Origin of the sequence: Neisseria sp. HMSC058F07 (assembly GCF_001810035.1) — a bacterium.
GTDB lineage: Bacteria > Pseudomonadota > Gammaproteobacteria > Burkholderiales > Neisseriaceae > Neisseria > Neisseria perflava.
Genome location: NZ_KV799693.1, coordinates 1 through 21,117 on the forward strand (window position 1 = coordinate 1; position 21,117 = coordinate 21,117).

Sequence of the window (21,117 nt, forward strand, 5' to 3'; positions counted from 1 at the left end):
CGTAGGTGCGGGTGTGGTTTCTTCTGTAATTGCTTAATTGAGGGATATTGATAAATGGCAAACCAAAAAATCCGTATCCGCCTGAAAGCTTATGATTACAGTCTGATTGACCGTTCTGCGCAAGAAATCGTTGAAACTGCCAAACGTACTGGCGCTGTTGTTAAAGGTCCGATTCCTTTGCCAACTAAAATCGAACGTTTCAACATCTTGCGTTCTCCTCACGTGAATAAAACTTCTCGTGAACAATTGGAAATCCGTACCCACTTGCGTCTGATGGACATCGTGGACTGGACTGACAAAACTACTGATGCACTGATGAAACTGGATCTTCCAGCGGGTGTGGATGTAGAAATTAAAGTTCAATAAGAACTGAAAAACCGAACAGCTTGGCTGTTCGGTTTTTTTATAGAATTCTTAGGCCGTCTGAAAATTGTCAGACATTTGGCAACGCTTCATCCGAAAAAAATGATGGTTTTAAGAAGTTAAATTGAAATTTTTGTTGATATTTCTTTGATTTGTCAATTATAATGGTGGACTTGGTACATCCGTATCAAGTTTAACTTTGTCTGAAAGGCAGGCCAATCGTAGCCCGCCCCTTTACTTAAAAGGAAAATAATCATGACTTTAGGTCTGGTTGGACGCAAAGTTGGTATGACTCGCGTGTTCGACGAACAGGGTGTTTCTGTTCCGGTAACTGTTTTGGATATGTCTGCCAACCGCGTTACACAAGTGAAATCCAAAGATACTGACGGCTACACTGCTGTACAAGTTACCTTTGGTCAGAAAAAAGCTAATCGTGTCAACAAAACTGAAGCCGGTCACTTTGCTAAAGCGAGTGTTGAAGCTGGTCGCGGTTTGGTTGAGTTTGCTTTGACTGAAGAAAAGCTGGCTGAATTAAAAGTCGGTGATGAAATTACCGTTTCTATGTTTGAAGTTGGTCAATTGGTAGATGTAACCGGTACCTCTAAAGGTAAAGGTTTCTCTGGTACGATCAAACGTCATAACTTCGGTGCTCAACGTACTTCCCACGGTAACTCCCGTTCTCACCGTGTTCCTGGTTCTATCGGTATGGCACAAGACCCTGGTCGCGTGTTCCCTGGTAAACGTATGGCAGGTCAATACGGTAACACTAAAGCAACTGTTCAAAAATTGGAAGTTGTGCGTGTTGATGCTGAACGCCAACTCTTGTTGGTTAAAGGTGCTGTTCCGGGTTCGGTTAACAGCGACGTCGTGGTTCGTCCTAGCGTGAAAGTAGGTGCGTAATGGAATTGAAAGTAATTGACGCTAAAGGACAAGTATCTGGCAGCTTGGCTGTTTCTGATGCTTTGTTTGCTCGTGAATACAATGAAGCTCTGGTTCACCAACTGGTTACTGCTTACTTGGCAAATGCCCGTTCTGGTAATCGTGCTCAAAAGACTCGTGCCGAAGTAAACCACTCTACTAAAAAACCATGGCGCCAAAAAGGTACCGGTCGTGCTCGTTCCGGTATGACTTCTTCTCCGCTGTGGCGTAAAGGTGGTCGTGCATTCCCAAACAAACCTGACGAAAACTTCACTCAAAAAGTGAACCGTAAAATGTACCGTGCCGGTATGGCGACTATTTTGTCCCAATTGGCTCGTGATGAACGTTTGTTTGCAATCGAAGCATTGACTGCTGAAACTCCTAAAACCAAAGTTTTTGCTGAACAAGTGAAAAATTTGGGTTTGGAGCAAGTTCTGTTTGTAACTAAACAGCTCGACGAGAATGTTTACTTGGCTTCACGCAACTTGCCTAACGTATTGGTTTTGGAAGCTCAACAAGTTGATCCTTACAGCTTGCTGCGTTACAAAAAAGTCGTTATCACTAAAGATGCAGTTGCACAATTAGAGGAGCAATGGGTATGAATCAACAACGTTTGACTCAAGTAATCTTGGCACCTATCGTTTCTGAAAAAAGCAACGTATTGGCTGAAAAACGTAATCAAATGACGTTTAAAGTTTTGGCAAATGCAACAAAACCTGAAATTAAAGCGGCTGTTGAGCTGCTGTTCGGCGTTCAAGTTGCAGACGTTACTACTGTTACCATTAAAGGTAAAGTTAAACGTTTTGGTCGCACTTTAGGTCGTCGCAGCGATGTTAAAAAGGCTTATGTAAGCTTGGCTGCCGGTCAAGAGTTGGATTTGGAAGCCGCTGCTGCAGCTGCAGATAAGGAATAAACAAAATGGCAATCGTTAAAATGAAGCCGACCTCTGCAGGCCGTCGCGGCATGGTTCGCGTGGTAACAGAAGGTTTGCACAAAGGTGCACCTTATGCACCTCTGCTAGAAAAGAAAAATTCTACTGCCGGTCGTAACAACAATGGTCATATCACTACCCGTCATAAAGGTGGTGGCCATAAACATCATTACCGCGTTGTAGATTTTAAACGTAACAAAGACGGTATCCCTGCAAAAGTAGAGCGTATCGAATATGACCCTAACCGTACTGCATTTATCGCACTGTTGTGCTATGCAGATGGTGAGCGTCGCTACATCATTGCTCCTCGTGGTATTCAAGCCGGTGCAGTATTGGTTTCCGGTGCTGAGGCTGCTATCAAAGTAGGTAACACTTTGCCGATCCGCAATATTCCTGTTGGTACAACTATTCACTGTATCGAAATGAAACCAGGTAAAGGTGCGCAAATTGCGCGTTCTGCTGGTGCTTCTGCGGTATTGCTTGCAAAAGAAGGTGCTTACGCTCAAGTTCGTTTGCGTTCTGGTGAAGTACGCAAAATTAGCGTAAATTGCCGTGCAACTATCGGTGAAGTTGGTAACGAAGAACAAAGCCTCAAAAAAATCGGTAAAGCTGGTGCTAACCGCTGGCGTGGTATTCGTCCGACCGTTCGTGGTGTTGTAATGAACCCTGTTGATCACCCGCATGGTGGTGGTGAAGGCCGTACTGGTGAAGCTCGCGAACCGGTTAGCCCATGGGGTACTCCTGCTAAGGGCTACCGCACTCGTAATAACAAACGCACGGATAACATGATTGTTCGTCGTCGTTACTCAAATAAAGGTTAATTAGTATGGCTCGTTCATTAAAAAAAGGCCCATATGTAGACCTGCATTTGCTGAAAAAAGTAGATGCTGCTCGTGCAAGCAACGACAAACGCCCAATTAAAACTTGGTCACGTCGTTCTACCATTTTGCCTGATTTCATTGGTCTGACTATCGCTGTACACAACGGTCGCACTCACGTGCCTGTGTTTATCAGTGACAACATGGTTGGTCATAAATTAGGTGAGTTCTCATTGACCCGTACCTTTAAAGGCCACTTGGCCGATAAAAAGGCTAAAAAGAAATAAGGTGAATCATGAGAGTAAGTGCACAACATAAAAACGCCCGTATTTCAGCTCAAAAAGCTCGTTTGGTAGCTGATTTGATTCGTGGTAAAGACGTTGCCCAAGCTTTGAATATCTTGGCATTCAGCCCTAAAAAAGGTGCTGAGCTGATTAAAAAAGTATTGGAATCAGCAATCGCCAATGCCGAACACAACAATGGTGCAGACATTGACGAACTGAAAGTGGTAACTATCTTTGTTGACAAAGGTCCAAGCTTGAAACGTTTTCAAGCTCGTGCCAAAGGTCGCGGTAACCGCATCGAGAAACAAACTTGTCATATTAACGTGACAGTGGGCAACTAAGGAAAAGCTATGGGACAAAAGATTAACCCTACAGGCTTTCGCCTGGCGGTAACTAAAGACTGGTCTTCAAAATGGTTTGCTAAAAGCACCGACTTTTCTACTGTTTTGAAACAAGATATTGATGTTCGTAACTACTTGCGTAAAAAACTGGCTAATGCTTCAGTTGGTCGCGTAGTGATCGAGCGTCCTGCTAAATCTGCACGTATTACTATTCACTCTGCTCGTCCAGGTGTGGTTATTGGTAAAAAAGGTGAGGATATTGAAATCTTGAAGCGTGACTTGCAAACTCTGATGGGTGTGCCTGTTCATGTAAATATTGAAGAGATTCGTCGTCCTGAATTGGATGCACAAATCATTGCTGATGGTATTGCCCAGCAGCTTGAAAAACGTGTTCAATTCCGTCGCGCTATGAAACGTGCAATGCAAAATGCAATGCGTTCTGGTGCTAAAGGCATCAAGATCATGACTTCAGGTCGTCTGAATGGTGCTGATATCGCTCGTAGCGAATGGTACCGTGAAGGTCGTGTGCCTTTGCATACTTTGCGTGCGAACGTAGATTATGCAACTAGCGAAGCGCACACTACTTATGGTGTACTGGGTCTGAAAGTTTGGGTTTATACAGAAGGTAATATTAAATCTTCTAAACCTGAGCATGAGAAGAAACAAAGAAAGGCAGGTGGACGTAATGCTGCAGCCAACTAGACTGAAATATCGCAAGCAACAAAAAGGTCGTAATACCGGTATTGCTACTCGCGGTAACAAAGTAAGTTTCGGTGAGTTCGGTTTGAAAGCCGTAGGTCGTGGTCGTTTGACTGCCCGCCAAATCGAAGCTGCTCGTCGTACTATGACTCGTCATATTAAACGTGGCGGTCGTATTTGGATTCGTGTATTCCCTGATAAACCAATTACTGAAAAACCTATCCAAGTTCGTATGGGTGGCGGTAAAGGTAATGTGGAATATTACATTGCTGAAGTTAAACCAGGCAAAGTATTGTACGAAATGGACGGTGTTCCTGAGTCTTTGGCTCGTGAAGCATTTGAATTGGCCGCTGCCAAATTGCCTATTCCTACAACCTTTGTAGTAAGACAGGTGGGTCAATAATGAAAGCAAATGAATTGAAAGACAAATCTATTGAGCAATTAAACTCTGATTTGTTGGACTTGTTGAAAGCTCAGTTTGGCTTACGCATGCAAAATGCAACCGGTCAGTTGGGTAAATCTAGCGAGTTGAAACGTGTACGTCGCGATATTGCTCGTATTAAAACCATTTTAACTGAAAAAGGTGCTAAGTAATGAGCGAAGCTAAAAATGTTCGTACTTTGCAAGGCAAAGTGGTAAGCGACAAAATGGACAAAACTGTTACAGTATTGGTTGAACGTAAGGTTAAACACCCTCTGTACGGTAAAATTATTCGTTTATCAACTAAAATCCATGCCCATGATGAAAACAATCAATATGGCATTGGTGATGTAGTGGTAATCGAGGAATCTCGTCCTTTGTCAAAAACCAAGTCTTGGGTTGTAAAGGAATTGGTTGAGAAAGCCCGTACTGTTTGATTTAAAACACAGTAATGCAGCTTAATAAGAAACGAAGTCTTGCAGCAAAGTTAATTTGCGTGTAAACTTCGTTTCTTATCTTCCAGCTTCTTATGGAAGTTTCTCTCCCTTCGGGATCCAAGACTGGTTTACTAGAACCGTGATGGTTTCATTTAATAAGCAGCTTAAAGTAAGGTGCGAGTTATATGAAAGTGGTAAATTAAGTTGGTTAATTTAAAGGTACTAATATGATTCAAATGCAGACCATCTTAGATGTGGCTGATAACTCTGGTGCGCGTCGCGTAATGTGCATCAAAGTATTAGGCGGATCTAAGCGTCGCTACGCTTCTGTTGGCGACATTATTAAAGTTGCAGTTAAAGATGCAGCCCCGCGTGGTCGTGTCAAAAAAGGTGATGTATACAATGCGGTAGTTGTTCGTACTGCTAAAGGTGTGCGTCGTCCTGATGGTGCGTTAATTAAATTCGATAACAATGCTGCTGTGTTGTTGAATAATAAACTTGAACCTCTGGGTACCCGTATTTTTGGTCCGGTAACCCGTGAATTGCGTACTGAGCGATTTATGAAAATCGTTTCATTGGCGCCTGAAGTATTATAAGGAATAGCGCGATGAATAAAATCATTAAAGGCGATCAGGTTGTAGTGATTACCGGTAAAGATAAAGGTAAGCAAGGTCAAGTAGTTCGAGTATTGGGTGATAAAGTTGTTGTTGAGGGTGTTAATGTTGTAAAACGCCATCAAAAACCTAATCCAATGCGTGGTATTGAGGGTGGCATTATTGCTAAAGAAATGCCTTTAGATATTTCTAATATTGCAATCCTGAATCCGGAAACTAATAAAGCAGACCGTGTTGGTATTAAGCTGATTGAAAATGAAGGCAAAGTTAAACGCGTTCGTTTCTTCAAATCAAATGGCTCTATCATTGGAGCATAAGGAGATAACATGGCTCGTTTGAGAGAGTTTTATAAAGATACAGTTGTTCCTGAATTGGTTAAACAATTTGGTTACAAATCAGTAATGGAAGTTCCACGTATTGAAAAAATCACCTTAAATATGGGTGTAGGTGAAGCTGTTGCTGATAAAAAAGTAATGGAGCATGCTGTTTCTGATTTAGAGAAAATTGCTGGTCAAAAACCAGTTGTTACTGTTGCTCGTAAATCTATCGCAGGTTTTAAAATCCGTGATAACTATCCAGTTGGTTGCAAAGTAACATTGCGTCGTGATCAAATGTTTGAATTCTTAGATCGTTTGATTACTATTGCATTGCCTCGCGTACGTGACTTCCGCGGTGTAAGCGGTAAATCATTTGATGGTCGTGGCAATTACAATATGGGCGTTCGTGAGCAAATTATTTTCCCGGAAATTGAATACGATAAAATCGATGCTTTGCGTGGTTTGAATATTACTATTACAACTACTGCAAAAACTGATGAAGAAGCGAAAGCTTTGTTGTCACTGTTCAAGTTTCCGTTTAAAGGATAATCATGGCTAAGAAAGCACTTATTAATCGTGAGCTGAAACGTCAAGCATTGGCGAAAAAGTTTGCAGCTAAACGTGAGGCAATTTTCGCTGTTATTAATGATGCTAATGCGACTGAAGAAGAACGTTTTGAGGCACGTTTGAAATTTCAATCCATTCCTCGTAATGCAGCACCTGTACGTCAACGTCGTCGTTGTGCTTTAACAGGTCGTCCTCGTGGCACTTTCCGTAAATTTGGTTTGGGCCGTATTAAAATCCGTGAAATCGCTATGCGTGGCGAGATCCCTGGTGTTGTTAAAGCTAGCTGGTAATAGGAGTATAAATAATGAGTATGCATGATCCTATTTCCGATATGTTGACTCGTATTCGCAATGCGCAACGTGCTAATAAAGCAGCAGTTGCCATGCCTTCTTCTAAACTGAAATGTGCAATTGCAAAAGTTCTGAAAGAAGAAGGTTATATCGAGGATTTTGCGGTTTCTGCTGATGCAAAACCGGTATTGGAAATTCAATTGAAATACTATGCAGGTCGTCCTGTGATTGAGCAAATTAAACGTGTTTCACGTCCAGGTTTGCGTATTTACAAAGCATCAAGTGAGATCCCTAGCGTAATGAATGGCCTGGGTGTCGCTATTGTTAGTACTTCTAAAGGTGTAATGACTGATCGCAAAGCCCGTTCTGAGGGTGTTGGTGGTGAGTTGTTGTGCATCGTAGCCTAGTGGAGAAAAGTAAATGTCACGCGTCGCAAAAAACCCAGTGACTGTTCCTGCTGGTGTAGAAGTAAAATTCGGAACAGATGCATTGGTTATCAAAGGTAAAAACGGCGAATTGTCTTTTCCTTTGCATTCCGATGTTGCTATTGAACTGAACGATGGTAAATTGACTTTTGCTGCAAAAAATGACAGTAAACAGGCTAATGCTATGTCTGGTACTGCTCGTGCATTGGTTAATAACATGGTTAAGGGTGTTTCTGAAGGTTTTGAGAAAAAACTTCAATTGATTGGTGTGGGTTATCGTGCCCAAGCTCAGGGCAAAGTTTTGAACTTGTCTTTGGGTTTCTCTCATCCAATCGTATACGAAATGCCTGAAGGTGTTTCTGTTCAAACTCCTAGCCAAACAGAAATCGTTTTGACTGGTGCAGATAAACAAGTGGTTGGCCAAGTCGCTGCTGAAATTCGTGCATTCCGTTCTCCTGAGCCTTATAAAGGTAAAGGTGTTCGTTATGTGGGTGAAGTAGTAGTGATGAAAGAAGCTAAGAAAAAATAATTGAGGTTCACTAATGGATAAACATACAACCCGACTCCGTCGTGCACGCAAAACCCGTGCGCGTATTGCGGACTTGAAAATGGTAAGATTATGTGTGTTCCGCAGCAATAATCATATTTATGCTCAAGTAATTAGTGCTGAAGGTGATAAAGTATTGGCTCAAGCCTCTACATTGGAAGCTGAAGTACGTAGTAGCCTGAAATCAGGTAGTAACGTTGAAGCAGCAGCTGTAGTTGGTAAGCGTATTGCTGAAAAAGCTAAAGCAGTGGGTGTTGAAAAAGTTGCTTTTGACCGTTCAGGTTTCCAATATCACGGTCGTGTGAAAGCTTTGGCTGAAGCTGCACGTGAAAATGGTTTAAGCTTCTAATATTTGGAGACTTTCAGATGGCAAAACATGAAATTGAAGAACGCGGTGACGGCCTGATTGAAAAGATGGTCGCAGTTAATCGCGTGACTAAAGTAGTTAAAGGTGGCCGTATCATGGCTTTCTCTGCACTGACTGTTGTTGGTGATGGTGATGGTCGCATCGGTATGGGCAAAGGTAAATCAAAAGAAGTACCAGTTGCTGTTCAAAAAGCAATGGATCAAGCTCGACGCTCTATGATTAAAGTACCTTTGAAAAACGGTACTATTCATCATGAAGTTATTGGTCGTCATGGTGCTACTAAGGTATTTATGCAACCTGCTAAAGAAGGTAGCGGTGTGAAAGCTGGTGGTCCAATGCGTTTAGTATTTGATGCTATGGGTATTCATAACATTTCAGCTAAAGTACATGGTTCTACTAATCCTTACAATATTGTACGCGCTACATTAGACGGTTTGTCTAAATTGTATACCCCTGCTGATATTGCTGCTAAACGTGGCTTGACAGTAGAAGATATTTTGGGAGCTAACCATGACTGAGCAAAAAAAGATTAAAGTTACATTGGTTAAGAGCCTGATCGGTACAATTGAATCTCATCGTGCATGTGCTCGCGGTTTAGGTTTGCGCCGTCGTGAACATACTGTAGAGGTTTTGGATACCCCTGAAAACCGTGGCATGATCAATAAAATCAGCTACTTGTTGAAAGTGGAGTCTTAATATGTTTTTGAATACTATTCAACCTGCTGAGGGTGCTACTCACGCTAGTCGTCGTGTAGGCCGTGGTATTGGTAGCGGCTTGGGTAAGACAGGTGGTCGTGGTCATAAAGGTCAAAAAAGCCGTTCTGGTGGCTTCCACAAGGTAGGTTTTGAAGGCGGTCAAATGCCTTTGCAACGTCGTCTGCCGAAACGTGGTTTCAAATCTTTGACTGCGGCCGCTAATGCTGAAGTTCGTTTGAGTGAATTGAATCTGATTGCTGTGAACGAGATTGATGTCTTGGTTCTTAAACAAGCTGGTCTGATTCCTGCAACTGCTTCTAATGTAAAAGTTATTGCTTCTGGTGAAATCTCAAAAGCAGTTACCTTGAAAGGTGTAAAAGCTACTAAAGGTGCTAAAGCTGCTATTGAAGCTGCCGGTGGTAAAGTAGAAGAATAAGGCTTGCACTACAGTGGCTAATCAACAATCTTTATCAGGATTATCCAAATTTGGTGATCTGAAAAAACGTCTGGTGTTCCTTTTAGGTGCTTTAGTCGTTTTCCGTATTGGTGCTCATATACCGGTACCGGGCGTAGATGCTGTTGCATTAGCTAAGTTATACGAAGGCGCTGCAAACGGCATATTCGGAATGTTAAATATGTTCTCGGGTGGTTCGTTGGAGCGCTTTAGTATATTTGCAATTGGTATCATGCCTTATATTTCATCGTCGATTATTGTTCAGCTTGCTTCTGAAATTGTTCCTTCTTTAAAAGCTTTAAAGAAGGAAGGTGAGGCTGGTAGGAAAATAATTACGAAATATACTAGGTATGGGACGGTATTATTGGCTGTATTGCAAAGCTTTGGTGTTGCAACATTTGTTTATCAACAAGGTGTTGTTGTAACGAGTTCGCTTGAGTTTCATATTTCTACAGTGGTCTGTTTGGTTACAGGTACTATGTTTCTGATGTGGTTAGGGGAGCAAATTACCGAGCGTGGTATTGGTAATGGTATTTCTTTAATTATTACAGCAGGCATTGTATCGGGTATCCCATCCGGTATTGTTCGGTTATTAACTTTGACTGAACAAGGCTCTATGAGTATGTTGATGGCGGTATCAATTGTGATTGGTATTTTGCTGTTGATCTATGCTGTAGTTTATTTTGAGAGTGCTCAGCGTAAAGTTCCTGTGCATTATGCTAAAAGACAGTTTGGCTCTGGAATAATGCCGGGACAAAGCATTCATATGCCGTTCAAGCTAAATATGGCAGGTGTTATTCCTCCTATTTTTGCTTCCAGTATTATTTTATTTCCATCTACACTTTTAGGTTGGTTTGGTTCAAATAGTACGAATTCTGTTCTTCATAAGGTTGCTGCAATGCTGCAACACGGACAGCCTTTGTATATTGGATTGTTTGCAACAACTATTATCTTCTTCTGCTATTTCTATACTGCTTTAGTATTTAGCCCTAAAGAAATGGCTGAGAATTTGAAGAAAAGTGGTGCATTTGTACCTGGTATTCGCCCAGGTGAGCAAACTTCTAGATATTTGGAAAAAGTTGTACTGAGACTAACATTATTTGGTGCTTTGTATATCACTACAATCTGTCTGATACCTGAATTTTTAACGACAGCATTGAATGTACCTTTCTATTTAGGCGGAACATCTTTGCTTATCTTGGTTGTCGTTACAATGGATTTTAGGACGCAAATCAATTCCTACGTAATGAGCAGTCAGTATGAAGATTTGATGAGTCGTCCAGATATGAAATCTTTATCACGTAAGTAGGCTTATGGCTAAAGAAGATACCATACAGATGCAGGGTGAAATCCTTGAGACTTTGCCCAATGCAACGTTTAAAGTAAAACTGGAAAATGATCATGTAGTACTTGGTCATATCTCTGGAAAAATGCGAATGCACTATATCCGTATTTCTCCAGGTGATAAGGTAACAGTTGAATTAACTCCTTATGATTTAACCCGTGCTCGGATTGTTTTCCGAGCAAGATAAACGATAAAAGGAAATAAAATGCGTGTACAACCTTCTGTAAAGAAAATTTGTCGCAATTGCAAGATTATTCGTCGTAATCGTGTAGTTCGCGTAATTTGTACTGACCCACGTCACAAACAACGTCAAGGTTAAGAAGCTAGTTTTCTTAACTATTGATTTTGTGGTATAGTGACATACTTTGCCCTAAAAAGGAAAAAATATGGCTCGTATTGCAGGGGTAAATATCCCTAATAATGCCCATATCGTAATTGGCCTTCAGGCTATTTATGGTATTGGTGCGACTCGTGCTAAATTGATTTGTGAGGCAGCAAATATTGCTCCTACTACTAAAGCAAAAGATTTGGACGAGGCTCAATTAGACGCTTTGCGTGAGCAAGTTGCTAAATATGAAGTTGAAGGCGATTTGCGTCGTGAAGTAACGATGAGCATTAAACGACTGATGGATATGGGTTGCTATCGCGGCTTCCGTCATCGTCGTGGCTTGCCTTGTCGTGGTCAACGCACTCGCACAAATGCTCGTACCCGTAAAGGTCCGCGCAAAGCGATTGCCGGTAAGAAATAAATTTTAAGGAATTTGATTAATGGCTAAAGCAAACACAGCTTCGCGTGTACGTAAAAAAGTACGTAAAACCGTAAGCGAAGGTATTGTGCACGTTCATGCATCTTTCAACAATACCATCATTACAATCACTGACCGTCAAGGCAATGCATTGTCTTGGGCTACCTCTGGCGGCGCTGGTTTTAAAGGTTCTCGTAAAAGTACACCATTTGCAGCACAAGTTGCAGCAGAAGCAGCTGGTAAAGTTGCCCAAGAGTATGGCGTTAAAAATTTAGAAGTCCGCATTAAAGGCCCTGGCCCTGGTCGCGAATCTTCTGTACGTGCTTTAAACGCTCTTGGTTTCAAGATTACCAGCATTACTGACGTTACCCCGTTGCCTCATAACGGTTGCCGTCCGCCTAAAAAACGTCGTATTTAATATTGGAGTGATTTAAAACATGGCACGTTATATTGGCCCTAAATGTAAATTAGCACGTCGCGAAGGTACGGATCTGTTTTTGAAGAGTGCACGTCGCTCTTTGGATTCAAAATGTAAAATGGATTCTGCACCTGGTCAGCACGGTGCGAAAAAACCACGTTTGTCAGACTACGGTTTGCAATTGCGTGAAAAACAAAAAATCCGTCGTATTTATGGTGTGTTAGAACGCCAATTCCGTCGTTACTTTGCGGAAGCTGATCGTCGTAAAGGTTCTACCGGTGAATTGCTGTTGCAATTGCTGGAGTCCCGTTTGGATAATGTCGTTTATCGTATGGGTTTTGGCTCTACCCGCGCTGAAGCACGTCAATTGGTTTCTCATAAAGCTATCGTTGTAAACGGTCAGGTTGTTAATATCCCTTCTTTCCAAGTTAAAGCAGGCGATGTTGTAGCTGTTCGTGAAAAAGCTAAGAAACAAGTACGTATCCAAGAGGCATTGAGCTTGGCTACTCAAATTGGCTTGCCAAGCTGGGTATCTGTTGATGCCGACAAATTGGAAGGTGTATTCAAAAATATGCCGGATCGCTCAGAATTGTCTGGCGATATTAATGAACAGCTGGTGGTAGAGTTCTACTCTAAATAATGCTAGCTCAATGAGGGACAGTTAAATGCAAAATAGCACAACCGAATTTTTGAAACCTCGTCAAATCGATGTAGATACCTTGTCTTCTACTCGAGCTAAGGTGTCTATGCAGCCATTTGAGCGTGGTTTTGGTCATACTTTAGGTAATGCTTTGCGTCGTATCTTACTGTCATCCATGAATGGCTTTGCCCCAACTGAAGTAGTTATTTCTGACGTATTGCACGAATACTCTACTATTGATGGTGTTCAGGAGGATGTTGTTGACGTTCTCTTGAACATTAAAGGTATCGTATTCAAGCTTCACGGTCGTAACCAAGTTCAGTTGACTTTGAAGAAAACAGGTGCCGGTGCAGTTGTAGCCGGTGATATTGATTTGCCACACGATGTGGAAATCATCAATCCTGAACATGTTATTTGCCACTTGGCTGACAATGGCCAAATCGACATGGAAATTAAAGTAGAGCAAGGTCGTGGTTATCAGTCTGTTTCAGGCCGTCGCGTATTGCGTGATGAGAACAAACAGATTGGTGCGATTCAGTTGGATGCGAGCTTTTCGCCCATCAGTCGTGTTAGCTTTGAAGTTGAACCTGCACGCGTAGAGCAACGCACGGATTTGGATAAATTGGTTTTGGATATTGAAACCAATGGTTCTATTGATCCAGAAGAAGCTGTACGTAGTGCCGCACGTATCTTAATTGACCAAATGTCTATTTTTGCAGATCTGCAAGGTACTCCGGTTGAAGAGGTTGAAGAAAAAGCACCTCCTATCGATCCTATCTTGCTGCGTCCTGTAGATGATTTGGAATTAACCGTACGTTCAGCTAATTGTCTGAAAGCTGAAGATATTTACTATATTGGCGATTTGATTCAACGTACTGAAACCGAGCTTCTCAAGACCCCTAATTTGGGTCGTAAATCTTTGAATGAGATCAAAGAAGTGTTGGCCTCTAAAGGTCTGACATTAGGTTCCAAATTAGAAGCTTGGCCGCCTGTAGGCTTAGAAAAGCCGTAAGTTTGAAGATTAAAGGATAATGACATGCGTCATCGTAATGGCAACCGCAAATTAAACCGTACTAGCAGCCACCGTGCTGCGATGCTGCGCAATATGGCGAATTCCTTGTTGACTCACGAAACCATCGTGACAACTTTGCCTAAAGCAAAAGAATTGCGCCGCGTAGTTGAGCCCTTGATTACCTTGGGTAAAAAACCTTCTTTGGCAAACCGTCGTTTGGCTTTTGACCGCACTCGCGATCGTGATGTTGTAGTTAAATTGTTTGACGAATTGGGTCCACGCTTTGCTGCTCGTAACGGCGGCTATATTCGTGTACTGAAATACGGTTTCCGTAAAGGCGACAATGCTCCTTTGGCATTGGTTGAATTGGTTGATAAAGCAGCTGATTCTGCTGAATAAGCAAATTAATATGAAAGCACTACCTGTTTAGGTGGTGCTTTTTTATTTGGATAGACCCTTTCTCATTTCGCAGTGCTACAATACTTCAACGGGAAACCCTTATTCTATAAGGGTTTCCCGTTTTATTTTGTCTAAAAAAGCAGCCTTAAAATAATAATAGTTGGTCGGAATTTACCCTTTTTTCTTGGATTTTCAGCTCTCCCAACAGCAGTTTCATGGTGGTATATTGCTTTTCTGTTACTTCCAAACAGCGGATTGAGCCTTCTTGCGGTAGGTTTGCACATAGCCTATTGTGGTGTTTTTGCAACGAATCTCGACCTTTGACAATACGGCTGTATACGGAAAGTTGGAGCATTTGGTATCCATCTTTTAAAGGAACTGGCGGAATTGATTGGCGGCTTTGCGCTTGGCCGCCGTGGTAACAGGTAGGTCGAAGAAGACGATAATCCTCATAAATTTAGCCTCACTCATATTGGTATTCTTTCAATGGCAAGATTTCGGGCAGTTTCAGCTGTTTAGCGTTTTTGTTAGTTACGCTGGCTTGAAATGAAGAAATCATTTTGTCGATGGCAGCCAAGGTGCTGAAATGTTGCCGTTCGATGCAGATTTGATAGTGAAGGATCTTGATAAGGTTTTGTTTGAGGTTGGGTGTCAGTTCAGTTTTCAGACGGCCTTGTTTATGCAAATGTATAACGACCAGGTCGGCCAATGGGCGTAAGGGTTCGAGAAAGTCATCGGCGAGGTTGAATGGATTTAGTTCGCTCCTATGAAACAAGCCTAATGCAGGCAACCAACCATATAAGGTCAGGGCGCGTGCTACTGCTGCACGGAGTACGGCGTAGGTGTAGTTCAATGCGGCATTGACGTACGGGTAAACTTTTCCCCAAAGAGGGCTTGGAAGTAGAGGGCGGCAGCTTGGGCTTCACGGTTTCCTGTATCGCCTGAACGGACTTCGACTGCCAAAGTGCGCAGCCGTTTGGTTGCAAGATCATTGCCTGTTTCGTCTGCGACAAATGCTTGATTTAGGATTTTTTGGCGGACGATATGTTGCCAGAGTTGCTTTTTTAAGGGTTCGCTTATATTCAGTTGCAGCTTGAGGATTTTAAGTTGGCGGTGATATTGGGCATAAGGCAGCCATTGTCCGTAGGGTAGGAATTGCTCATCACATGTCAGCAGGGTTGCACTATGATCGGCTAAGGCTGATAAGAGCGGGGCGGTAATTAGGGTTTCGCGGTTTTCGATGATGATAACGGCGATGTCTTCTAATGGTACGGTATGGGACTCGCCGTTTTGTTGAATCAGCAGTTGCCGGCGTTGTAAGGATAATTTACCGCCGTTTTGAATGAGCAGGCTGCGCCAAGTCATGTTTTTCCCCTTATTTTTTATAAAAAATCCCTGCTTCAGGCCGTCTGAAACAGGGATAGATTAATTTAACGGACAGGTGGGCGTTTTTTCAGACGGCATGGTCTGATTTCTTTGCCGAGTTCGTCGATTTGGTATTTTGGGAATGAAAGGGCGGTTTTGACACCGATTCGATATATGCCGTCTTCGTCGAATTTTTGCAGCAGAATCCGTTGTTTTTTACTGCGAGGAAAACGGCTGGTTTCAACACGCGCTTTAAATTCCTGCCATTCGCGGCTGTTGTCTTTGCCGTTGAAGTATTCGTAAGGGGTTTGATTACCTTTGTTTTGGTTTTCGCTGCCCAATACCAGCACTTTATTGTTGAAACTGTCGTCCCATGTGCGCGAGAACGGCAGGGCATGGTCGATTTCGATATAGCCTTTTTCGTTCAGACGGCCTAGGTTGATTTCTTTGCCCGAATACAGGCATTTGCCGTGTTGTTGCTCGTACAGGCGCAGTTTCAGAATATCTTTGGATTTGGGTTCGCCGACAAAATTGGGGAAATACTCTTGGAACTTAGCGGCGGCTTTTTCCCGGTCTTTACGGTTTTCTTCTTGGCGTTTTTCGATTTCTTTGCGGTCTTTAAACGATTTGCCTACTTCCCTTGCCGTTTCAATATGGATACGTGCAGGGGAGCCGTACCGGCGTACAACGGCATTTATGACTTTTCTGGCTTGAGATAAGGCGCGCAAGACGACGGGGTTGCGGATTTCGTCGGCGGGAATCGGCGGCAGATAAATCTTTTCTTCCGCATTTTTCTTGCCGTAATGGTCTCCGTAGATTTCGGCGCAGGCTTCATCGTAACGTTTGCCTTGCTCCATTAGAGGCACAATTCGGCGCAATGCTTTCAAGGAAATTTGGACGAACTTGTCGAAGCTGATGTGTTTTAACAGCGCTTCTAAAATTTCGGGCTGAACACGGTCTTTCAGACGGCCTGTAATGTCTTCATCGGTTTTGAACAGGGAGAATGCCGTGCCGATTTCGTCTTGTAATTCGGGAGAAAGGTTTAATGGGGATTTTTTGTCTTTCAATCCTTCTTTTTCCAGCGCACGGCTGATGGCATGGTAGGCCTTCATTTCCATCAATGTTGAGGCTTCGGCATTGTCTTTACCATAGCGCAAGCCTTTGAAAAAGGCGGTATCTTCTAAACCCAGCAGCTTACGGGCTTGTGCGTAAGTCAGTTTGGATTTTCTGTATGGCTCGTCCATAAGCGTGGCGCGTTCGGTAGTGGTCAATGGCCGCTCGCTGCCTTGCTCTAAAATACGCAGGTTGTTCAGCTTGGTCAGCCAGATGAAACGTCCGGCGGTGTAGGTGTTTTTAGCGGCTTTCGGCTCTGTCGGCTCAAAGGTGCAATACCCCAACATTTTTTGAACAGCATCGCCAGACAGGGCAGGGCGTTGCGCCATCAGCAGGGTTTCAATACCTTCTTTAAGGCCGTCTGAAACATGCGGATTGCCGAATTCTTTTTGTTTTTCAAACAGTAAATTCAGCTCTGCTTGTAAATCTTTGCGGTTGAACGTATGCGAATAATCGCCGCGTTGGTTGCGGATATGGCCGCTTTCTTTCTCAAATTTATTTAAAGCTAATTCGGCTGGTGTGCGGAAATTGCCTGTTTGTAAGGCATGGGCATTGTCGGCTACGCCTTTAAGCAAAGCGCCAAGCTCCTTATCGGCAGTTTCGCCCTCGTTTTTTCTTTGCGACAAATAGCCGCGATGTTTGATTAAATGCAACAAGACTGCCGACCACTCCAAAGGCGTCAGTTTGCGATCTAATGCGGCTGCGCGAAGTTGCCATGGTGTATTCGGTAAGGATTTAATCAAGCCGTTTTCATCAAAATCGGCGGCTTGTAATACGCCTTCGCGTTTCAATAGACGGCGGGCCCGAAGCAGACGGTGGGCGCGACGGCGGGTCAGGCGGCGAACACTGCGTGCCAAGCGTCTTGCCGCTGCGAGAGAGTCGCCTGTTTTCGGTACTTCTGCACGCTCAAATACGCGCACGCCCAAATCAATCAGGCGGATGGGGTTTTCTTCTTCGTTAATTTCTACCATCGCCCAGCCGACGGATGCAATGCCGATATCGAGACCGAGGATGTAGTTGATTGGATTGGGTTTGAATGCAGCCATCAGTTTCTCCGTAATGTGATGTTTGGTAAGTATAAATATATCCTAGGTAAGTATTACTATGCAAATGAAATGCTTGACTGGGTGCCGATTTGGAATTAGAATCCGTCCATATTGTTGCACTGCGAAATGAGAAACGTTGCTACAATAAGGCCGTCTGAAAAGATGTGCCGCAACGCTCTGCCCCTTAAGGCTTCTGCTTTAAGGGGCATCGTTTTATCTAGATGGCAGGGATTAAAAAGGCCGTCTGAAATTTCAGACGGCCTTTGGTATTACCAGATATCGGATTTGATTTTGCGTTTCAAGCCTGGGTGTTCAGAGAGTTTGAACTCTGGGTCTTTACCCATTTTCAGCTTGGCTGTGTAGTCTTTCAACAGCAGGAAGGCAAGTGGTGACAGGAGCAGGATGGCAACGAGGTTAATCCATGCCATGATGCCCATGGCCATGTCTGCCATATCCCATACCAAGGGTACGTTGGCAACTGCGCCGAAGTAGACCCATGCCAAAACCAGCATACGGAAAACGGCGGTAACCAGCCAATGGCTCTTGATGAATTGGACGTTGGACTCAGCATAGGCATAGTTGCCGATAACGGTTGAAAAGGCAAACATAAACAGGATGGCGGCAAGGAAGCCCGCGCCCCATTCGCCTACCTGGCTGACGATTGCCGCTTGGGTCAGCGCCGCACCACTCAGGTCGCCGTAAGGCTGTTGATAGGTCAAGACGATAAAGGCAGTGCATGAGCAGACGATGATGGTATCGACGAAAACGCCCAGCATTTGAATCATGCCTTGGGAGACGGGGTGTTTCACTTCGGCTGCGGCTGCGGCGTTCGGCGCAGAACCCATACCCGCCTCATTGGAATACAGGCCGCGTTTGATACCCTGCATCATGGTGGTCGAAATCAGACCGCCGAGGAAACCGCCTGCAGCCGAATCGAAGTTGAACGCGTTGGAGAAAATCTGATCGAACACATCAGGAATCAGGGAAATATTGGTAGCAATGATGAAGAGTGCTATGACGAGATATAAAACCGCCATCAGCGGAACGATAATTTCCGCGGCTTTAGATACGCGACGGATACCGCCGAAGATAATAGGGGCAGTCAGAATGACCAGGGCGACACCGACATAGTGTTGATCCCAGCCCCATGCCGCTTTGGTGGTATCGGCGATGGTATTGGTCTGTACGGCTTCAAATACAAAGCCGAAACAGAAAATCAGGCTCAGGGCGAACAAAACGCCCAGCCATTTTTGTCCCAGGCCTTGAGTTATGTAGTAGGCAGGACCGCCGCGGAAGTGGTGGTTGTCGTAGTCCCGGACTTTAAAGAGTTGGGCCAGTGAAGATTCGACAAACGCCGAACTCATGCCGATTAAGGCGGTTACCCACATCCAGAATACCGCGCCCGGCCCGCCGAGTTTGATGGCAATCGCCACGCCGGCGATGTTGCCCACGCCTACGCGGCTGGCCAAGCCGGTAACGAATGCTTGGAACGGTGTGATTCCGTGCGGATCATCACCTTGTTTGCGGCCGCCCAGCATTTCTTTGATACTGCGGCCGAAGAGGCGGAATTGTACAAAACCGGTGGTAACGGTGAAAAAGAGGCCTGCGCCTAAAAGCATATATACCAACCCCGACCACATTGGGTCGTTGATGGCGTTTACCCAGCCGTGAAGCTGTTCGAAAAATTGATCCATACAAACCTTTCAGAGTTTTTGCATTTTCAGACAGCCTGTGTGTGTGGGCTGTCCTGTAATTGGATGTATTCTAGCAGACTGTCAACAAACTGAAAAACGTTTACATATTCTTTTTTATATTATGCTTTTGATTATCATGGAATTTTATTATTATAATGTAAAGGAATTGTCGATTTTAATTTTTCCGTTTTACATATTTGAACAAAAAGGCCGTCTGAAAACAGAATCTTGTTTTCAGACGGCCTTGATTTTATTTCAATGTGTTATTCGGGACGCATTTGCGGGAACAGAATCACGTCGCGGATGGTTTGCGAATCGGTCAGCAACATTACCAAGCGGTCGATGCCGATGCCGCAGCCGCCGGTCGGCGGCAGGCCGAATTCCATGGCACGGATGTAGTCGGCATCGTAGTGCATGGCTTCGTCGTCGCCAGCGTCTTTTTGCGCCACTTGTGCCTTGAAGCGTTCGGCTTGATCTTCCGGATCGTTCAACTCGGAGTAGCCGTTTGCCAGTTCGCGGCCGACAACGAAAAGCTCGAAGCGTTCGGTCAAACCCGGTTTGCTGTCGGATGCGCGTGCCAATGGCGATACTTCGACAGGGTAGTCGATGATGAAAGTCGGGTTCCACAGTTTGCTTTCTGCACAACCTTCAAACAGGGCAAGTTGCAGGCTGCCGATGCCCGGAGACGGAGGCAGGCTTTCGCCGTGTTTGACGATTTCTTTTTTCAGCCATTCTTCATCGTTCAACTGCTCGTCGGTGTAGTGCGGATTGTATTTCTTGATGGCTTCGAGAATGGTCAGGCGTTCAAACGGGCTTTCCAAATCGACTTCTTTGCCGTTGTAGCTGATTTTTGCCGTGCCGTTTACCGCGCGGGAAGCGTTGCGGATGATGTCTTCCGCCATTTGCATCATGCGTTCGTAGTCGGAGAAGGCTTCGTAGAATTCGATCATGGTGAATTCAGGGTTGTGGCGTACGGACATGCCCTCGTTACGGAAGCTGCGGTTGATTTCAAACACGCGTTCCAAGCCGCCGACAACCAAGCGTTTCAGATACAGCTCGGGAGCGATGCGCAGATAGAGCGGAATGTCCAAGGCATTGTGGTGGGTAACGAACGGTTTTGCCGTCGCACCGCCCGGAATCGGGTGCATCATTGGGGTTTCAACTTCCAAATAATGCTCGTTGACCATGAAATTGCGCACGGATTGGATGATTTGGCTGCGTTTGATGAAGGTATTGCGTGATTCTTCGTTGGCAATCAAATCGACGTAGCGTTGACGGTATTTGGTTTCCTGATCGCTCAAACCTTTGTGTTTGTCCGGCAGAGGGCGCAGGGATTTGGATAGCAGGCGGATGTTGGACACGCGCACGGTCAATTCGCCGTGGTTGGTTTTGAACAAAGTACCTTCCGCGCCGACGATGTCGCCCAAGTCCCAGTGGTTGAAGTCGTCCAAAACTTCTTGGCTCACACCTTTGTTGTTCAGATAAAGCTGGATTTGACCGGTAACGTCTTGAATGGTGGCGAAGCTGGCTTTGCCCATTTGACGTTTGAGCATCATGCGGCCGGCTACTTTGACGGGAATGCCTTGCGGGTCGAGTTCTTCTTTGCTGATTTCACCGTATTGGGTATGCAGGTCGGCGGCGAAGCTGTCGCGTTTGAAATCGTTAGGGTAGGCGTTGCGTTCTTTGCGGATGTTGTGCAGTTTCTCGCGGCGCAGGGCGATGATTTGGTTTTCGTCCAACTGCGGCTCGATTTGAGGATTGTTTTGTTCGCTCATGGTGTTTTCCGGAAAAATAAGTCAGGCTGCCGGAGTGTTCAGACGGCCTGAATAAAGTGAAAAATTGGCTCTATTT

The 21,117-nt window shown here is 44.3% G+C and carries 31 protein-coding genes and 3 pseudogenes; 29 read left to right on the top strand and 5 right to left on the bottom strand.

What is annotated here, in order from left to right; genetic code table 11:
* The first annotated feature begins 54 nt into the window (after positions 1–54).
* From rpsJ to rplQ, 29 genes are all read left to right on the top strand, one after another.
* The gene (gene rpsJ / locus HMPREF2696_RS06760; protein ID WP_002642322.1) at positions 55–366 is read left to right on the top strand and encodes a 30S ribosomal protein S10; all 312 of its coding nucleotides are present in this window, start codon (positions 55–57) and stop codon (positions 364–366) included.
* A gap of 252 nt (positions 367–618) precedes the next feature.
* Complete coding sequence (gene rplC / locus HMPREF2696_RS06765) at positions 619–1,263, top strand: 50S ribosomal protein L3 (protein WP_004520188.1); 645 nt, start codon at positions 619–621, stop codon at positions 1,261–1,263.
* Entirely contained in the window at positions 1,263–1,883 is a 621-nt protein-coding gene (rplD, locus tag HMPREF2696_RS06770; protein ID WP_003684798.1) for a 50S ribosomal protein L4, read from the top strand. The genes rplC and rplD overlap by 1 nt, the downstream gene beginning before the upstream one ends.
* Positions 1,880–2,194, top strand: coding sequence for a 50S ribosomal protein L23 (rplW, locus tag HMPREF2696_RS06775; protein ID WP_002243944.1), 315 nt, complete (start codon positions 1,880–1,882; stop codon positions 2,192–2,194). Before rplD ends, rplW begins: the two co-directional genes overlap by 4 nt.
* 5 nt (positions 2,195–2,199) lie before the next feature.
* Positions 2,200–3,033: a 50S ribosomal protein L2 gene (rplB, locus tag HMPREF2696_RS06780; RefSeq protein ID WP_003684813.1), complete on the top strand. Its 834-nt coding sequence runs from the start codon at positions 2,200–2,202 to the stop codon at positions 3,031–3,033.
* Between the two features lie 5 nt (positions 3,034–3,038).
* Complete coding sequence (gene rpsS, locus HMPREF2696_RS06785) at positions 3,039–3,317, top strand: 30S ribosomal protein S19 (protein ID WP_002215422.1); 279 nt, start codon at positions 3,039–3,041, stop codon at positions 3,315–3,317.
* Between the two features lie 8 nt (positions 3,318–3,325).
* Positions 3,326–3,655, top strand: a complete 330-nt coding sequence (rplV, locus tag HMPREF2696_RS06790; RefSeq protein ID WP_003749277.1) for a 50S ribosomal protein L22 — start codon at positions 3,326–3,328, stop codon at positions 3,653–3,655.
* A gap of 9 nt (positions 3,656–3,664) precedes the next feature.
* Positions 3,665–4,357 carry a 30S ribosomal protein S3 gene (gene rpsC / locus HMPREF2696_RS06795; protein WP_004520189.1) on the top strand — a complete coding sequence of 231 codons (693 nt, stop codon included), beginning with the start codon at positions 3,665–3,667 and terminating at the stop codon, positions 4,355–4,357.
* Positions 4,341–4,757, top strand: a complete 417-nt coding sequence (gene rplP / locus HMPREF2696_RS06800) for a 50S ribosomal protein L16 (RefSeq protein ID WP_003684741.1) — start codon at positions 4,341–4,343, stop codon at positions 4,755–4,757. The genes rpsC and rplP overlap by 17 nt, the downstream gene beginning before the upstream one ends.
* Entirely contained in the window at positions 4,757–4,948 is a 192-nt protein-coding gene (gene rpmC / locus HMPREF2696_RS06805; RefSeq protein ID WP_003684705.1) for a 50S ribosomal protein L29, read from the top strand. Before rplP ends, rpmC begins: the two co-directional genes overlap by 1 nt.
* The gene (gene rpsQ / locus HMPREF2696_RS06810) at positions 4,948–5,211 is read left to right on the top strand and encodes a 30S ribosomal protein S17 (protein ID WP_003684766.1); all 264 of its coding nucleotides are present in this window, start codon (positions 4,948–4,950) and stop codon (positions 5,209–5,211) included. Before rpmC ends, rpsQ begins: the two co-directional genes overlap by 1 nt.
* A gap of 227 nt (positions 5,212–5,438) precedes the next feature.
* Positions 5,439–5,807: a 50S ribosomal protein L14 gene (rplN, locus tag HMPREF2696_RS06815; RefSeq protein ID WP_002215434.1), complete on the top strand. Its 369-nt coding sequence runs from the start codon at positions 5,439–5,441 to the stop codon at positions 5,805–5,807.
* 11 nt (positions 5,808–5,818) lie between these two features.
* Complete coding sequence (gene rplX / locus HMPREF2696_RS06820; protein ID WP_004520190.1) at positions 5,819–6,142, top strand: 50S ribosomal protein L24; 324 nt, start codon at positions 5,819–5,821, stop codon at positions 6,140–6,142.
* A gap of 9 nt (positions 6,143–6,151) precedes the next feature.
* Entirely contained in the window at positions 6,152–6,691 is a 540-nt protein-coding gene (rplE, locus tag HMPREF2696_RS06825; protein ID WP_003684750.1) for a 50S ribosomal protein L5, read from the top strand.
* Positions 6,692–6,693: 2 nt separating this feature from the next.
* On the top strand, positions 6,694–6,999 hold the full coding sequence (gene rpsN, locus HMPREF2696_RS06830) for a 30S ribosomal protein S14 (protein WP_003684736.1): 306 nt from the start codon (positions 6,694–6,696) through the stop codon (positions 6,997–6,999).
* Between the two features lie 14 nt (positions 7,000–7,013).
* The gene (gene rpsH, locus HMPREF2696_RS06835) at positions 7,014–7,406 is read left to right on the top strand and encodes a 30S ribosomal protein S8 (protein ID WP_003684738.1); all 393 of its coding nucleotides are present in this window, start codon (positions 7,014–7,016) and stop codon (positions 7,404–7,406) included.
* Positions 7,407–7,419: 13 nt separating this feature from the next.
* Positions 7,420–7,953, top strand: a complete 534-nt coding sequence (rplF, locus tag HMPREF2696_RS06840) for a 50S ribosomal protein L6 (RefSeq protein WP_004464590.1) — start codon at positions 7,420–7,422, stop codon at positions 7,951–7,953.
* A gap of 13 nt (positions 7,954–7,966) precedes the next feature.
* Positions 7,967–8,320 carry a 50S ribosomal protein L18 gene (rplR, locus tag HMPREF2696_RS06845; RefSeq protein ID WP_003749287.1) on the top strand — a complete coding sequence of 118 codons (354 nt, stop codon included), beginning with the start codon at positions 7,967–7,969 and terminating at the stop codon, positions 8,318–8,320.
* A 17-nt stretch (positions 8,321–8,337) separates the two neighbouring features.
* Positions 8,338–8,856 (top strand): 30S ribosomal protein S5, encoded by a 519-nt coding sequence (gene rpsE, locus HMPREF2696_RS06850; RefSeq protein ID WP_003684704.1) that lies wholly within the window; start codon positions 8,338–8,340, stop codon positions 8,854–8,856.
* Positions 8,849–9,034, top strand: a complete 186-nt coding sequence (rpmD, locus tag HMPREF2696_RS06855; RefSeq protein WP_003684808.1) for a 50S ribosomal protein L30 — start codon at positions 8,849–8,851, stop codon at positions 9,032–9,034. The genes rpsE and rpmD overlap by 8 nt, the downstream gene beginning before the upstream one ends.
* Position 9,035: 1 nt before the next feature.
* On the top strand, positions 9,036–9,470 hold the full coding sequence (rplO, locus tag HMPREF2696_RS06860) for a 50S ribosomal protein L15 (RefSeq protein WP_004520192.1): 435 nt from the start codon (positions 9,036–9,038) through the stop codon (positions 9,468–9,470).
* Between the two features lie 13 nt (positions 9,471–9,483).
* The gene (secY, locus tag HMPREF2696_RS06865) at positions 9,484–10,797 is read left to right on the top strand and encodes a preprotein translocase subunit SecY (RefSeq protein ID WP_004520193.1); all 1,314 of its coding nucleotides are present in this window, start codon (positions 9,484–9,486) and stop codon (positions 10,795–10,797) included.
* A gap of 4 nt (positions 10,798–10,801) precedes the next feature.
* Complete coding sequence (infA, locus tag HMPREF2696_RS06870) at positions 10,802–11,020, top strand: translation initiation factor IF-1 (RefSeq protein WP_003684714.1); 219 nt, start codon at positions 10,802–10,804, stop codon at positions 11,018–11,020.
* 18 nt (positions 11,021–11,038) lie between these two features.
* Positions 11,039–11,152, top strand: a complete 114-nt coding sequence (gene rpmJ / locus HMPREF2696_RS11285) for a 50S ribosomal protein L36 (protein ID WP_003697674.1) — start codon at positions 11,039–11,041, stop codon at positions 11,150–11,152.
* 67 nt (positions 11,153–11,219) lie between these two features.
* Positions 11,220–11,582: a 30S ribosomal protein S13 gene (gene rpsM, locus HMPREF2696_RS06875; protein ID WP_003749295.1), complete on the top strand. Its 363-nt coding sequence runs from the start codon at positions 11,220–11,222 to the stop codon at positions 11,580–11,582.
* A gap of 19 nt (positions 11,583–11,601) precedes the next feature.
* Positions 11,602–11,997, top strand: coding sequence for a 30S ribosomal protein S11 (rpsK, locus tag HMPREF2696_RS06880; protein WP_002216249.1), 396 nt, complete (start codon positions 11,602–11,604; stop codon positions 11,995–11,997).
* 19 nt (positions 11,998–12,016) lie between these two features.
* Complete coding sequence (gene rpsD, locus HMPREF2696_RS06885) at positions 12,017–12,637, top strand: 30S ribosomal protein S4 (RefSeq protein ID WP_003749296.1); 621 nt, start codon at positions 12,017–12,019, stop codon at positions 12,635–12,637.
* A gap of 25 nt (positions 12,638–12,662) precedes the next feature.
* A complete protein-coding gene (rpoA, locus tag HMPREF2696_RS06890) occupies positions 12,663–13,649 on the top strand; it encodes a DNA-directed RNA polymerase subunit alpha (RefSeq protein ID WP_070588189.1) in 987 nt (328 codons plus the stop codon).
* A gap of 24 nt (positions 13,650–13,673) precedes the next feature.
* A complete protein-coding gene (rplQ, locus tag HMPREF2696_RS06895; protein WP_039862272.1) occupies positions 13,674–14,048 on the top strand; it encodes a 50S ribosomal protein L17 in 375 nt (124 codons plus the stop codon).
* Positions 14,049–14,193: 145 nt separating this feature from the next.
* On the opposite strand, the pseudogene cas2 reads toward rplQ, so the two are convergent.
* From cas2 to lysS, 5 genes and pseudogenes are all read right to left on the bottom strand, one after another.
* Positions 14,194–14,519 (bottom strand): annotated as a pseudogene (cas2, locus tag HMPREF2696_RS06900) (CRISPR-associated endonuclease Cas2).
* A pseudogene (cas1, locus tag HMPREF2696_RS06905) lies at positions 14,512–15,413 on the bottom strand (type II CRISPR-associated endonuclease Cas1). Before cas1 ends, cas2 begins: the two co-directional pseudogenes overlap by 8 nt.
* 176 nt (positions 15,414–15,589) lie before the next feature.
* Positions 15,590–17,572 (bottom strand): annotated as a pseudogene (cas9, locus tag HMPREF2696_RS06910) (type II CRISPR RNA-guided endonuclease Cas9); the annotation flags it as partial.
* Positions 17,573–17,841: 269 nt separating this feature from the next.
* Entirely contained in the window at positions 17,842–19,266 is a 1,425-nt protein-coding gene (locus HMPREF2696_RS06915) for an alanine/glycine:cation symporter family protein (protein WP_004520201.1), read from the bottom strand.
* Positions 19,267–19,529: 263 nt separating this feature from the next.
* Positions 19,530–21,041 carry a lysine--tRNA ligase gene (lysS, locus tag HMPREF2696_RS06920; RefSeq protein WP_049336982.1) on the bottom strand — a complete coding sequence of 504 codons (1,512 nt, stop codon included), beginning with the start codon at positions 21,039–21,041 and terminating at the stop codon, positions 19,530–19,532.
* Between the last annotated feature and the right edge of the window lie 76 nt (positions 21,042–21,117).